At 66.4% G+C, this 12,969-nt stretch carries 11 protein-coding genes, 4 tRNA genes and 1 pseudogene; 3 read left to right on the forward strand and 13 right to left on the reverse strand.

Translation table 11 applies throughout. The annotated features are described in order from the left end of the window. Positions 1-576 precede the first annotated feature (576 nt). The 3 genes from AC1DSO_RS10665 (at position 577) to AC1DSO_RS10675 (ending at position 3,240) form a co-directional block, all read left to right on the forward strand. The gene (locus tag AC1DSO_RS10665) at positions 577-1,317 is read left to right on the forward strand and encodes a GntR family transcriptional regulator (protein ID WP_477068801.1); all 741 of its coding nucleotides are present in this window, start codon (positions 577-579) and stop codon (positions 1,315-1,317) included. A 145-nt stretch (positions 1,318-1,462) separates the two neighbouring features. Further along, positions 1,463-2,686, forward strand: coding sequence for an ROK family protein (locus tag AC1DSO_RS10670; RefSeq protein ID WP_477068802.1), 1,224 nt, complete (start codon positions 1,463-1,465; stop codon positions 2,684-2,686). A 137-nt stretch (positions 2,687-2,823) separates the two neighbouring features. Further along, a complete protein-coding gene (locus AC1DSO_RS10675) occupies positions 2,824-3,240 on the forward strand; it encodes an EthD family reductase (protein WP_477068803.1) in 417 nt (138 codons plus the stop codon). 422 nt (positions 3,241-3,662) lie between these two features. Here the strand turns inward: AC1DSO_RS10675 and AC1DSO_RS10680 are convergent. From AC1DSO_RS10680 to AC1DSO_RS10740, 13 genes and pseudogenes are all read right to left on the reverse strand, one after another. Beyond that, positions 3,663-3,739 (reverse strand) — tRNA-Arg (locus AC1DSO_RS10680). Between the two features lie 23 nt (positions 3,740-3,762). Further along, entirely contained in the window at positions 3,763-4,068 is a 306-nt protein-coding gene (locus AC1DSO_RS10685) for an ETC complex I subunit (RefSeq protein WP_477068804.1), read from the reverse strand. Between the two features lie 25 nt (positions 4,069-4,093). Beyond that, a tRNA-Pro gene (locus tag AC1DSO_RS10690) sits at positions 4,094-4,170 on the reverse strand. Between the two features lie 76 nt (positions 4,171-4,246). Beyond that, positions 4,247-4,806 (reverse strand): annotated as a pseudogene (locus tag AC1DSO_RS10695) (DUF192 domain-containing protein); the annotation flags it as partial. After that, positions 4,778-5,368 (reverse strand): stationary phase survival cold shock domain protein CspD, encoded by a 591-nt coding sequence (gene cspD / locus AC1DSO_RS10700; protein WP_477068805.1) that lies wholly within the window; start codon positions 5,366-5,368, stop codon positions 4,778-4,780. The gene cspD and the pseudogene AC1DSO_RS10695, both read right to left, overlap by 29 nt. A 172-nt stretch (positions 5,369-5,540) precedes the next feature. Continuing rightward, positions 5,541-5,615: transfer RNA gene (locus tag AC1DSO_RS10705), tRNA-Glu, on the reverse strand. Between the two features lie 44 nt (positions 5,616-5,659). After that, positions 5,660-5,734, reverse strand: a tRNA-Glu gene (locus AC1DSO_RS10710). Positions 5,735-5,825: 91 nt separating this feature from the next. Next, on the reverse strand, positions 5,826-7,643 hold the full coding sequence (gene recJ / locus AC1DSO_RS10715; protein ID WP_477068806.1) for a single-stranded-DNA-specific exonuclease RecJ: 1,818 nt from the start codon (positions 7,641-7,643) through the stop codon (positions 5,826-5,828). A 73-nt stretch (positions 7,644-7,716) separates the two neighbouring features. Then, complete coding sequence (locus AC1DSO_RS10720) at positions 7,717-8,691, reverse strand: class 1 fructose-bisphosphatase (protein WP_477068807.1); 975 nt, start codon at positions 8,689-8,691, stop codon at positions 7,717-7,719. Positions 8,692-8,752: 61 nt separating this feature from the next. Further along, the gene (glpX, locus tag AC1DSO_RS10725) at positions 8,753-9,706 is read right to left on the reverse strand and encodes a class II fructose-bisphosphatase (protein WP_477068808.1); all 954 of its coding nucleotides are present in this window, start codon (positions 9,704-9,706) and stop codon (positions 8,753-8,755) included. Positions 9,707-9,784: 78 nt separating this feature from the next. Next, positions 9,785-11,074 (reverse strand): homoserine dehydrogenase, encoded by a 1,290-nt coding sequence (locus tag AC1DSO_RS10730; protein ID WP_477068809.1) that lies wholly within the window; start codon positions 11,072-11,074, stop codon positions 9,785-9,787. Between the two features lie 38 nt (positions 11,075-11,112). Beyond that, positions 11,113-12,333 (reverse strand): LL-diaminopimelate aminotransferase, encoded by a 1,221-nt coding sequence (locus tag AC1DSO_RS10735; protein WP_354072812.1) that lies wholly within the window; start codon positions 12,331-12,333, stop codon positions 11,113-11,115. Positions 12,334-12,445: 112 nt separating this feature from the next. Next, positions 12,446-12,886 (reverse strand): hypothetical protein, encoded by a 441-nt coding sequence (locus tag AC1DSO_RS10740; protein ID WP_477068810.1) that lies wholly within the window; start codon positions 12,884-12,886, stop codon positions 12,446-12,448. Positions 12,887-12,969: the final 83 nt, after the last annotated feature.

A 12,969-nucleotide genomic window follows, 5' to 3' on the forward strand; every position in this document is an offset into this window, starting at 1 on the left:
GCCGCCAACAACCCCGCCAACGCGGTCGTCAGGAGCACATGTGATCTGAGGCTCATGTCCGAGTTCCTCCCCTTGGGCGCCGCCGCCCCCTCGCCAGACCGTCGAGGCGACGGCCGCTCAAGGCTCTCAAAAGTCATGCATACCAATTCAGGACCATTGAGATACCTGATACGAATTGGACCCTAGGACCGCGTCGGCGGCATCGTCAAATAGTAAAATCAAATTTCATATATAATTTCCCAAGGTCGCATAAAGTTGCCACTCTGCGGGCGCCGCCTCATCGTGAAGGCGATCGTTCCTGCCACCCAAGAGGTATAGGAACGCTATATATTTCAATCGCGTTTTGGTCGGATCCCCGCAACCCGGGCCAGGTGGCGACAAACTTGGCCTTCGGTACGACGTGGTGTGTGCGATCGAATTTAAAGCAAGTTGGTGAGGTTTTATCCTGGGCTTCAAGTGGTCTTACCCTGACCCTTACAACGGTCTCGCAAGTGACCCGGACCCCATCCGCGCGCTTCGCTGCGTGCGCGCACTGGTGCTCAGTGGCGCCTACCCATGAAATCCACAGGGAGTTCCATGTCCTTCTCCGACCTCGTGGGCCGGCTTGAGGCCGATGACGCCCTCCCCCTTTACCTGCAGCTACAACGTGTGCTCAGGCGCGCCATCCAGAGCCGCGTTTTACGGCACGACGCGGCCATTCCTGCCGAACGGGATCTGGCGGAGGAGTACGCGGTCTCCCGTATCACGGTGCGCAGGGCGCTGAGCGGCCTGGTGGATGAGGGCCTATTGAGCCGCCACCGAGGCGCGGGCACCTTCGTGACCAGCCGCGTCGAGAAGAGCTTCTCCAGGCTGTCGTCGTTCTCCGAGGACATGGTGTCGCGAGGCCGCCGCCCCCATAGCGTATGGGTCAATCGCTCGCTCGGCGCGGTGACGCCCGAGGAGGCCTTGTCGCTCGGACTCTCACCAGGCGCGGCGGTCTATCGCTTCCACCGCATCCGCTACGCCGACGATGCGCCCATGGCGTTGGAGTATGCGACCATTCCGGCCTATTGCCTGCCTTCGATCGAGGCGGTTGGAGACTCGCTCTACGAGGCGCTCGCGCAGTCGGGCTATCGTCCGGTGCGCGCCCTTCAGCGCTTGCGCGCGGTCGCGCTTACCAAGGCCCAGGCCGACAGTCTCGGGGTCTCGGTCCGCGATGCCGGCCTGTTGATCGAACGACGCGGCTTCCTTCCGGACGGCCGCGCGGCGGAGTTTTCCCAATCCTACTATCGCGGCGACGCCTATGACGTCGTCGCCGAACTCACCAGCGGCCAATAGCGGCTCGCGCCCACGGGGCTCTTGCGCCCCGGCCAAGAGGCTCGCCGACCTCCGGAAGGCGATCCTCTTTCCAGGTCTAGACGCGCTCATTACTCCAGGGCTGATAGCCCACGGGCGCTTGAGTCGAAGACGAAGAGGACGACCCATGCGAAGACCCGCCGGAATAACTCGTCCGGAAAGAAACAAGGCGGCTGGGCCGCACCTGTCGGGCACCAACCTCGAGCGGGCCGGCGACTACAATCAGCGGGTGACCCTACAGGCAATCCGGGTCGTCGGCCCCGTGATCCGCCCGGACCTGGCCACGATCACCGGCCTGACGCCGCCGGCCATCGCGAACATCACCAAGCGACTGCTGGATCAGAAGTTGATCATCGAGGTGGGACGCGTGCGCGGAGGCCGAGGGCAGCCGGGCATGCAGTTGGCCATCAACCCCGAGGGTTGCTTCTCGCTTGGCATGAACATCGACCGCGATCACATCACGATCGTCTTGCTCGACTTAGCCGGCCGGGTGCGATCACGCGCGACCTGTGAAATCGACTTCGCCTCTCCCGAGGCCGTGGCGAGTTTCTTCCGGGACGAGACCGAGCGCATGTTCTCGGAGTGGAACTTTTCCGCCATGCCGGTCCTGGGCCTTGGCGTGGCCATGCCGGACGACATGGGCCAGGTGGAGCTGCCCCGTAGACCCGCCGACTACGAAGCCTGGAACAGCGTGGACGTGCGCGCCCTGCTGGCGCCGGCCTTCGACCTGCCAATCATCGTCGAGAACGACGCGGCCGCCGCGGCGCTGGGCGAGTCGCAATTTGGCCATGGGCTACGCAAGCCGAGCTTCTTCTACATCCTGATCACCTCAGGCTTGGGCGGGGGACTGGTCATCGACGGCGAGCATTTCCGCGGGGCCAACGGACGCAGCGGCGAGATCGGCTTCTTGCCGGTTCGCTCGCGCCGCTCCCCGGCGCGATCACTACAGGGCGTCGTGTCGCTTTCAGCCCTCTACGATCATCTGGAGCGTGGCGGCTTCAGCCTGTCCCACCCAGAGGAGCTCTCGGCCTTGCCGCCCGGCGGCCAAGCGCTCCTCGCCGAATGGGTCGATCTGGCCGCCGAACTTCTGACCGAGCCCGTTCTGAACATCAGCTGCGTGGTCAATCCCGAGGCCATCTATGTCGGCGGCCGTCTTCCGGCCGACATCGTCGACCACCTGATCCATGCCCTCAATCGCAGACTGTCCAAGATCGAGGGCGTGCCGACCATCGCCCCCGTCCTGCGTGCGGCGACAGCGGCCGACGCGCCGGCTGTCGGCGCGGCGATCCTGCCGTTCATCAGCCAACTACTACCGTCTCGAGCCAACTTGCGAAAAATGGGCGAGGATTAGCTAGCCGCCGCCGTCAGCGAACGGCGGCCCCGGTCGCTCGAACGCATTGACTGAGGGCGGGAGCGGCCTGAGTGTATGGTCCGCCCCGCGAGACGGGCTCGCCTGTTTCCGGTCGCCGCGCGCTTGCTTGGGCGCTCATGAGGAAGATCACCACGATGCTGAGCAGGCGCGATTTGGGATTGGCCGCGGCGGCGGGCGTCGGTGTGACAACGGCCGCCGCATCCGGATCGGCCATGGCGGCGGAGCCAAAATCCAGCGTCAGCTTTAACGTGATCTACCCGAACCACGACGGCGCGCGGTTCGACACCGGCTACTACCGGTCCACCCACATCCCCATGGTGATGCGCGTGATGAAGGCCGACAAGGTCACGCTGATCGAGGGCGTGCCAAGAGGCGCGACGGCGCCGCCGTTCGCGATGATCGCCCACTTCGAGTTCGCGTCGTCCGAAGCCCTGGAGGCCGCCCTCGCCAAGCCCGAGATGGCCGAGCTTCGAGCCGACCTCGCCAAATTCTCCGACATCAAGCCAACGACGATGTTCGGCAGGCCGCTCTAAGCCAAGCGACGCGATAGCTCGAAGACCCTACCCGCAATTGCAGGCGGTCCAGATGTCTGGTCGGGCGGCGAGGTCGCGCCAAAAAGCGGTTGGCGCACTTCGCGGACGATCAGGGCGGCCAGGTTCGAGATATCGACCGTGCGCGGCCGCGACGGAAGAGCCTTGGTTCGTCGGACGTCGTTCGACCTGCAAAGGCGCCGATTGGGCTCGGGCGACGCTAGAGGACGAAATCCGCCGCACGGAGCCTTGGCGAGCGCGTCGTCGTGTCTGAGAAAATAGCTGCGAGCAACTCAAGATTACATTTATAAAATCCTAAGTTGAACCAAAACTCTCCAGCCCTGCCTTCCGGCGAGGAAATATTTTTGAGCCCAATCCGCATCGTTGGGGCGGCTCCGGCGTACAGGATCGTATAATCGGCGGATTGGCGCGCCCTGCAGGATTCGAACCTGCGACCGCTCGCTTAGAAGGCGAGTGCTCTATCCAGCTGAGCTAAGGGCGCGCGCGCCGGGGCGTCCGCAGGGCCTAGTGAGTCCAGGGCTGCTTGCGGTTGGCCGCGAAGTTGTCGGCATAGGCCTTGAGGATCCGCTTGGGAGCCTTGGCCTCGAACAGCTGGAACGCGATCTGATGGCGCTGGGCATAGGCCACGGCCTCGTCGCGGGTCTCGAAAGTCAGGCGGACCTGGCCGTTCATGTCGCTGGACTGGGTCCAGCCCATCAGGGGATCGGACTTGCGGGCCGAAGCCGGTTCGAACTCCAGCACCCAGTCCTTGGTCTTGGCCTTGCCGGACTGCATGGCGTTCTTGGCGGGGCGATAGATGCGGGCCAGCATGGACCTCTCCCAAAGTACTTGCCGATGGTCGGAGCGGCAGGATTCGAACCTGCGACATCCTGGTCCCAAACCAGGCGCGCTACCAGACTGCGCTACGCTCCGAAACATCGGCAGGCGCGTGCTCTACAGGGGTTCGGCGCGCGGATCAACAAAGGCCGCGCTCAACTTCGCGTCTTGTTCACGCCTTCGGAAAGATCCGGTGCAGGACGCGGTCGCCTGGCAGGACGCCAAGCTGCGCCGCGCGGCCGCCGGCGATCTCCAGAACACCCAGCACCAACCCTCCCGACGGGAGCGGCGTCTCGTCGTGCGGACGGGCGTTGCGGACGATCGACAGGATCCTGCCGTCCGGCTGGATGTAGATGATATCCAGCGGGATCAGGGTGTTCTTCATCCAATAGGCCGCCGGCTGCGGCCGCTTGTAGACAAACAGCATCCCCCGATCGGGCGCGAGCGCCTTGCGGAACATCAGTCCCCGCGCCTGCTCGGCCCGGGTGGCGGCGATCTCGACCTGAAAGCGCGCGCGGCCGCGGCTGGTGACGATTTCCACCGCCTCCAGCTTGGGCGCGCCCCAAACCTCTCCGCTCGCGCAGACGCCAAGCGCCAACCCGGCGAGCAGGCCTCGCCTGTCGATCATCCGTCGCGCCACACGTCACCTCGCCGAAAAAGCCAGCCCCCGAGGAGACTAGCGTCCGGGTCGAGGCGGCGGAAGTCAGACGTCGCCGGCGGTGATTTCCGCGACCACCAGGCCCTTGGGCCCCCGCGCGAACCGCACCAGGACGTCGTCGCCCGGCTGCAGGTCCTCAAGTCCGCCCCGACGGAGCGTCTCGATATGCACGAAGATATCGCCCGGTTCGGCGTCGCGAATCACGAAGCCATAACCCTTGGTGCGGTTGAACCACTTGACCTTGGCGTGCTCGGCCGGCCCCTCGGGGGTCAAGGCGTGACGCCCGTGACCTTCTCTGAGGGGGTCCCGGCGCGGCGGCCCATCGGCGAAAGTCCGCTTTTGCCGCTCGAGCGGCGCGGGCGCGCAACTTTCGTCGAGATTGACGACCTCGCTGACCTGCCAGCCTTTCGGCCTCCGCACCACGTCGCACACGATCACCGCCCCCTCCATGGCGGTTTCGCGGCCGCAGTTGCGCAGCGATGTCACATGTAGAAGCACGTCCTTCAGCCCGGTTTGGCCCGGATCATCCGGTACGATGAACCCGTAACCCTTGCCGGCGTCGAACCACTTCACCCTCCCGCTGATGCGCACGAACTCTTCGTGCGCCGCAGCGTCCTCGAAATCATAACCAGACATCCCACCCCTCTGGCTCGCCCAATCAGCCCATCGGAGCGAGCACTACAAGAACAGTGTTCTCGCGTGACGAGAGCCGTCAATGACGAAATCACGTCAAAATGACGTGCGGACGCGATCCGCGACATTTCGCCGCAGCTACATTCTGGCAATAATTCTGAAATACAGCCGAAGATGGCAGTCCCTAGGGGAGTCGAACCCCTCTCTCCAGATTGAAAATCTGGCGTCCTAACCGATAGACGAAGGGACCACGTCACGCCGAAGCGGAACATCGTCGAGATATGGCCTCGCGGGTGGCAGTCCCTAGGGGAGTCGAACCCCTCTCTCCAGATTGAAAATCTGGCGTCCTAACCGATAGACGAAGGGACCGCGGCCCCGCGAGGAAGCGGGTGTATAGCCGCGTCGTTTGGGGTGCGCAACCCGCTCCAAGTCGTTTTTTCAGTCCGTCCACGCCACCCAGCTAGAGCGCGTAGCGCGCCCTCGGATCGTGGGCGTCCTCGATCTCCAGCTGGACGCCGTTGCGGCCCATGTAGTCGTCCGGTTTCAGCTTACCCACCACGTCCAGAGTCCCGCCACCAGCCAGAAGGCGCTGGCCCAGCGGCGTCTCGGCGCTGCGCCAGCTGATGGCCTTGATCCGGTCGCCCGTGGGGCCGACGAGATCCAGGCGCACGTGCCCGCCCTTCAGGGCCGAGACGCGGTCGGGACGCACCTGGGTCAAGGCGAACATCGGCTCGGGATTGCCCGGACCGAACGGCGCCAGGCGCTGGAAGTCATCCAGCAGCGCCCGATTCGCCGCGCGCGGCTGGACCAGGGCGTCGATCTCGACCGATTCGACGCCGACCGCTTCCATCTCGCCGGCCAGCCGCTCCTCCAGGAAGGCGCGGAATTCGGGAATCATCTCCGGACGGATCGACAGCCCCGCCGCCATGGCGTGACCGCCGCCGGCCATCAGCAGGCCCGCCTCGAAGGCGGCCTGGATCGCCCTGCCCAGGTTCACGCCCGGCTGCGATCGACCCGAACCCTTGCCGACATTGGCGGCGCGATCGACGCCGATCACCACGACAGGCTTGCGATAACGCTCGCGCAGGCGGCCGGCGACGATGCCGATCACGCCGGGGTGCCAGCCCTCGCCCGCCACGACGATCACCGGTGCGTCGGTATTGAAGTTGCCACGCTCGAGCACAGCCGCGGCCTCCTCGACCACGGCGGCCTCGACCGCTTTGCGTTCGGTGTTGAGGCCGTCCAGCTCCTCGGCCAAGGCGGCGGCTTCCACAGGGTCGTCGGTCGACAGCAGGCGCGCGCCGAGATCAGAGCGACCGATGCGGCCGCCGGCGTTGATCCGGGGCCCCAGGATGAAGCCGGCGTGGAACACGGACGGGTCGCCCGAGCCCTTGCCCACCGCGAACAGGGCCTTCAGCCCGGGGTTGGCCCAGGCCCCCATGGTTCGCAGCCCCAGAGCCGTCAGAGCGCGGTTGAAACCGACCAGCTGGGTGACGTCGCAGACCTCGCCCAGGGCGACCAGGTCCAACCATTGGCGCGGGTCCGGCTGCGGACGCTCGTCGGTGAACAGACCGCGCTTGCGCGCTTCGCGGTTCAGGGCGGCCAGCAGCACGAAGGTCACGCCGGCGGCGGCCAAGACCCCCTGTCCGCTCTGACAGCCCGGCCGGTTGGGATTGACCACGGCGGCGGCGGCCGGCGGGTCTTCACGCATCAGGTGGTGGTCGATGACCACGACCTCGAGACCGATCTCGGCGGCGCTGGCGATGGCGTCATAGGCCGCCGCGCCGCAGTCCAGGGTGACGACCAGCTCGGCCCCGCCCTCGCGGATGGTGCGGAACGCCGCCGGGCTGGGGCCGTAGCCCTCGGTCAGCCGGTCGGGAATGTAGATGGGCAGCTCTACGCCCATGTAACGGAACCAGCGCACCAACTGGGCGGCGCTGGTGGCCCCGTCGACGTCGTAGTCCGCGAAGACCATGGTCGGCCGGCCCTGCTCCAGCGCGTCGATCAGGATCTCGGCCGCTCGATCCATGTCGGTGAAGCTGGACGGATCGGGGAACAGCGCCTTCAGGGTCGGGCGCAGATAGTGCTCGGCGCCGTCCAGCGAGACGCCGCGCGACACCAGGGCCCGAGCCAAGGGCTCGATCAGACCGTGGCGCTGCTGTAGGTCGCGCACCACGGCGAGGTCCGCCGGGCGCTCACGCCAGGCGCGGCCGCTCAGCGAACGTTCGACGCCCAGGAAGGCGTCGGAGGCGATATTGGAGACACCGTCAGCGGCCATGGCGGCAGACTACTCGTTCGTACGGATTCGCTCCATGCGACACGGCGGCGACAGTCCCGGACGCAAGGAGGCGCTAGGCGCTCATTTCCGCTCGCACGGCCTCGACCTCGTTGGCCGAGCCCAGCACCACCGGCACGCGCTGGTGCAGCTTGGTCGGCTGGATGTCGAGGATGCGGGTGACGCCGTCCGTGGCCTTGCCGCCGGCCCGTTCGACGATCAGGCTCATCGGGTTGGCCTCGTACATCAGCCGCAGCTTGCCGGGCTTTTCGGGTTCGCGAGCGTCCCACGGATACAGGAAGATCCCGCCGCGCATCATGATGCGATGGACGTCGGCCACCATCGAGGCGATCCAGCGCATGTTGAAGTTCTTGCCGCGCGGGCCGTCCTTGCCGCTCAGGCAGCCGTCGATATAGCGGCGCACGGGCTCGGCCCAGTGGCGCTGGTTCGACATGTTGATCGCGAACTCGGCGGTATCGGCTTTCACGCCGAGGGTCGGATGGGTCAGCAGCCACTGCCCATCAGCGTCGAGGGTGAAGGCGTTGACGCCGCTCGACAGCGTCAGGACCAGCATGGTCTGCGGACCGTAGACCGCATAGCCCGCGGCCACCTGGTTGCGGCCCGGCTGCAGGAAATCAGCCTCCGCCGGCGCACAACCGGCCGGCGCGGGAAGCACCGAGAAGATCGTGCCAACCGAGACGTTGACGTCGATGTTGCTGGAGCCGTCCAGCGGGTCGAAGGTCACCAGATAGCCGCCGACGCGACCCGTGGGTTCGACCTCTTCCAGCTCTTCCGAGGCCAGGCCGGCGACAGGCGCGCAGCCCTTCAGGGCCTGGCTCAGCATGTCGTTGGTGATGACGTCGAGCTTCTTTTGCTCCTCGTCCTGCACGTTGGTGCTGCCGGCCGCGCCCAGGCTGCCCGACAGGGCGCCGGAGGCGACGACGCGGCTGATCTGGGCGCAGGTCGCCGCGATCGTCTGGACGACGTCCTTGAGGGCGGCGTCCGCCGGCTCCGCCGCGAGCCATGCGGCCAAGTCGACAAAGGAAGTCATGGGAACCTCGAAACCAGAAAGCGAAACGGCCGCCCTACAGGACGGCCGTGACAGGAAGGTCTCAGACCTTCCGCTTCATACGGACCTCGCGGACGGTGCCCGTCGAGGAGTTCATCACCAGGGTGTGGGTATGGACGCAGCCGTCGCGATAGACGACGCCGTCCAACAGCCCGCCGCGCGTCACGCCGGTGGCGGCGAAGATCGCCTCGTCGCGGACGATGTCGTGCAGGTCGTACTTCTTGTCGAGCTCAGTGATGCCCCACTTGGCGGCGCGAGCGCGCTCGTCGCCATTGCGGAACAGCAGCCGCCCCTGGAACTGACCGCCGACGCATTTCAGGGCAGCGCAGGCCAGAACGCCCTCCGGCGCGCCGCCCGAGCCCAGATAAAGGTCGATGCCGGTCGAAGGGTCGGTGGTGTTGATCACCCCGGCCACATCGCCATCGGTAATCAGATGGATGCGGGCGCCGGCGGCGCGGACGTTGGCGATGATCTCGGCGTGACGCGGGCGATCCAGCACGCAGACCGTGATCTCAGTCGGCGCGACACCCTTGGCCTCGGCCAGGGCCTTGATGTTCTCGGCCGGCGATTTGTCGAGATCGATGACGCCGGCCGGCAGGCCGGGACCGCACGCGATCTTGTCCATGTAGGTGTCGGGCGCGTTCAACAGCGTACCCTTGGGCGCCCAGGCCATCACGGTCAGGGCGTTGGGCTGCGACTTGGCCGCCAGCGTGGTGCCTTCCAGCGGATCGAGGGCGATGTCGACCTTGGGGCCTTTGCCCGTGCCGACCTTCTCGCCGATGTAGAGCATCGGCGCCTCGTCGCGCTCGCCTTCACCGATGACGATTTCGCCGTCGATGTTCAGCTCGTTCAAGGCGTTGCGCATCGCATCGACGGCGGCCTGGTCGGCGGCCATTTCGTCGCCGCGTCCCAGCATCGTCCACGACGCGATCGCGGCGGCTTCGGTCACGCGAACCGCGTCCAGGACCAGCGAGCGGTCCAGGGTGTTCGAACTCATCCGTCTCTCCCGGCCTCCCCGGAAAAGGAGACCTTGTTCCCAATGTCGCCTTTGGCGCCCGCCTTTTCGGCGGGTCGTTTAGATGCGCGCGACGCGCAGAAGGCGGGGACGCTCTAGCACGGTCTGCAGCTTTTCGATGCGGCTAATCGCGTCCAGGAGGTTCGATTCTGGCGTCGCATGGGTAACGAGCACGATCGGCACGCCCCCCGCGCCTTCGACGGGCTTTTGCAGGAAGCTGTCGATCGAAACACCGCATTCGGCCAGGGTTTCGGAGATGGCGGCGATCACGCCCGGCTGGTCCTGGACCATGACGCGCAGATAGGCCTTGCCCACGGCTCGAGCCGGATCGATGGGCATGAACGAGGCCAGCTCGCCCGCGGGGGCCTGGAACACCGGACGCACCGCCTTGGTCATCACGTCGGCGATGTCGGCGGCCACGGCGGCGGCGGTGGGACCCGCGCCCGCACCCGGGCCCTGGACGAAGATCCGGCCGATCCGCTTGCCCTCGATGAACAACGCGTTCAACGCCCCGCCGGCCTGGGCCAGGGGATGCTCGAGCGGTATCAGCGACGGATGCACCTTCACCGCGACGCCATCGTCGGTCTTGGCCGCGCTAGCCACCAGCTTGATGCGGTAGCCCAGATCCTTGGCCAGCTTGATGTCGAGCAGTTCGACGTCGCTGATGCCCTCGATCTCGGCGGCCGCGAAGTTGGGGGCGCAGCCGAACGCCAGGGCCGCCAGGATGCTGATCTTATGGCCGGCGTCGAAGCCGCCGACGTCCATGGTCGGATCGGCCTCGGCATAGCCCAGGCCCTGGGCTTCGCGCAGCACGTCGGCGAACGAGCGGCCGGTCTTCTCCATCTCCGAGAGGATGAAGTTGCAGGTGCCGTTCAGGATGCCCGCGACCGAAACGATGTCGTCGCCGACCAGGGCTTCGCGCATCATCTTCACGGCGGGAACGCCGCCCATCACCGCGGCTTCGAACAGCAGCGGCGCGCCATTGGCCTCGGCCAGGGCGGCCAACTCGGCGCCGTGCTCGGCGATCAAGGCCTTGTTGGCCGTGACCACCGGCTTGCCCGCCTTCAACGCCGTCTCGACGGCGGCCTTGGCCGGGCCGTCCGAGCCACCGACCAGTTCGACGAAGATGTCGACATCCGGCGAGGCGGCCAGGGCCACGGGATCGTCGAACCAGGCCAGGTTCGAGATGTCGACCGTGCGCGGCCGCGACTTGGACCGAGCCGAGACGGCGGTGACCACGGCGCGATCGCCGGCCGGCGCGAAGGCCGGGCGCTCGGCTAGAAACTGCAGGAGGCCGCCGCCCACGGTGCCCAGGCCCGCGACGCCGACGCGCCAGGTCTTGTTCGTCATCTTCGAATCCTCGTTACGCCGTCCGGACGAGCCCTGTTTCAGGCCTGTTCCATCTTGTTGTGGGCCTTGGCCAGGATGGAGTCGGCGTTGGCGATGAATTTCTTCACGTTGCGCGCCGCCTGGCGGATGCGGTGCTCGTTCTCGACCAGGCCGATCCGGACATAGCCCTCGCCATATTCGCCAAAGCCGATGCCGGGAGCGACGGCGACGCCGGCCTCCTCGATCAGCAGGCGCGAGAACAGCATCGATCCGGCCTCGCGGTACTGCTCGGGGATCTTGGCCCAGGCGAACATCGAGGCCGGCGGATTGGGGATGTCCCAGCCCGCGCCCTTCATCGACTTGATCAGGGTGTCGCGCCGGCTCTTGTAGATGCCGCGGATCTCGTCGACGCAGTCCTGCGGGCCATTCAGCGCCGCAGCCGCCGCAACCTGGACCGGCGTATAGGCGCCGTAGTCCAGGTACGACTTCACGCGCGCCAGGGCCGCGCAGATGCGGGCGTTGCCGACCACCATGCCGACGCGCCAACCGGCCATGGCGTAGGTCTTCGACAGCGAGTTGACCTCGACGGCGATGTCCTTGGCGCCCTCGACCTGCAGGATCGACGGCGGCGGGTTGTTGTCGAAATAGATCTCGCCGTAGGCGACATCGCTGATCACCAGCAGATCGTGCTTCTTCGCCAGAGCGACGGCGTCCTTGTAGAAGTCCAGATCCACCCATTGGGCGGTCGGATTGGACGGATAGGACAGGATCAGCACGCTGGGCGGCGGCACCGAGTGCTTCACCGCGCGGCTGATGTTGGACAGGTACTCTTCCGGCGACAGGGCCGGCACGTGGCGGATGATGCCGCCGGCCATGATGAAGCCGAAGGCGTGGATCGGATAGGCCGGGTTCGGGCAGATGATCACGTCGCCGGGACCGGTCAGGGCCTGGGCCAGGTTGGCGAAGCCTTCCTTGGACCCCAGGGTGGCGATCACCTCGGTGTCGGGATTCAGCTTCACGCCGAAACGGCGGCCGTAGTAGTTGGCCATCGCCTTGCGCAGGCCGGGGATGCCCTTCGAGGCGGAGTAGCGACCGGCCTTGGGGTCGCGCGCCGTCTCAATCAGCTTGTCGACGATGTGCTGAGGCGTGGGCATGTCCGGATTGCCCATGCCGAAGTCGATGATGTCGGTCCCCTCGGCGCGAAGGCGCGCCTTGATCTTGTTGACCTCTTCGAAGACGTACGGCGGCAGACGACGGATACGGTGGAAATCGGTGCTCATGAGGGCTCTATGCGCCGCTTCGGCGCTTTGGGAGCGAAAAGTCGGGCATGGATAGACCCCAAGCGGGGTCGAGCCAAGCCGGTTCAAGGAAGATTATGCCTCCGTCGCCCCGTTAGGGCTGGGACGGAGGCGCGCTAGCTCGGCCGCGAGCTGCGCGCGCGAAGGCTTCGGTGGCGGCGCGATCGGCGTCGGTCGGCGCTTCGAAGGCCGGCGGCTTGACGTCGCGACGCGCCTTCGAGGCGTAGGTCTCGGTGTCCTTCAGCTCCCAGGTGTTCGGAGCGACGGCCTTGGTCAGGGCTTCGCCGGCGACCTGTTGCTTGACGACGGCCGCGCGGATCTGGTCGGCGGTCGGGACGTCGGTCGGGATCGCCGGAATGTCCGAGAACTTGCGGTACGAGGCGTTGGTCTTGGCCGCGGCGGTCGCGGCGGCGGCGACGGGCGAGCTGGGATCGACCTTGGCCGTCTTGAACGGGCTGGCGACGCACGCGGCCGCGCCGGCGGCGAGGCCGACGATCAGAGCGACACGTACAATTTTGCGGGTTTCGCCGTTCATTGGTTCTGGTCTTATGCGATGATCGCGGCGAGCGAAAGGCGTTCGGCGCCGCTTTTCGCGAACTGCCCTTGGACAACCGGAGG

The sequence above is a fragment of the Caulobacter sp. P4_E5 genome, from assembly GCF_056401555.1.

Coding starts and splice junctions, on each gene's coding strand:
- cspD (WP_477068805.1), bottom strand. CDS start 5,368: ATGTCTGGTTATGATTTCGAGGACGCTGCGGCGCACGAAGAGTTCGTG.
- AC1DSO_RS10670 (WP_477068802.1), top strand. CDS start 1,463: ATGCGAAGACCCGCCGGAATAACTCGTCCGGAAAGAAACAAGGCGGCT.
- AC1DSO_RS10740 (WP_477068810.1), bottom strand. CDS start 12,886: ATGAACGGCGAAACCCGCAAAATTGTACGTGTCGCTCTGATCGTCGGC.
- AC1DSO_RS10730 (WP_477068809.1), bottom strand. CDS start 11,074: ATGACGAACAAGACCTGGCGCGTCGGCGTCGCGGGCCTGGGCACCGTG.
- AC1DSO_RS10665 (WP_477068801.1), top strand. CDS start 577: ATGTCCTTCTCCGACCTCGTGGGCCGGCTTGAGGCCGATGACGCCCTC.
- recJ (WP_477068806.1), bottom strand. CDS start 7,643: ATGGCCGCTGACGGTGTCTCCAATATCGCCTCCGACGCCTTCCTGGGC.
- AC1DSO_RS10735 (WP_354072812.1), bottom strand. CDS start 12,333: ATGAGCACCGATTTCCACCGTATCCGTCGTCTGCCGCCGTACGTCTTC.
- glpX (WP_477068808.1), bottom strand. CDS start 9,706: ATGAGTTCGAACACCCTGGACCGCTCGCTGGTCCTGGACGCGGTTCGC.
- AC1DSO_RS10685 (WP_477068804.1), bottom strand. CDS start 4,068: ATGCTGGCCCGCATCTATCGCCCCGCCAAGAACGCCATGCAGTCCGGC.
- AC1DSO_RS10675 (WP_477068803.1), top strand. CDS start 2,824: ATGAGGAAGATCACCACGATGCTGAGCAGGCGCGATTTGGGATTGGCC.
- AC1DSO_RS10720 (WP_477068807.1), bottom strand. CDS start 8,691: ATGACTTCCTTTGTCGACTTGGCCGCATGGCTCGCGGCGGAGCCGGCG.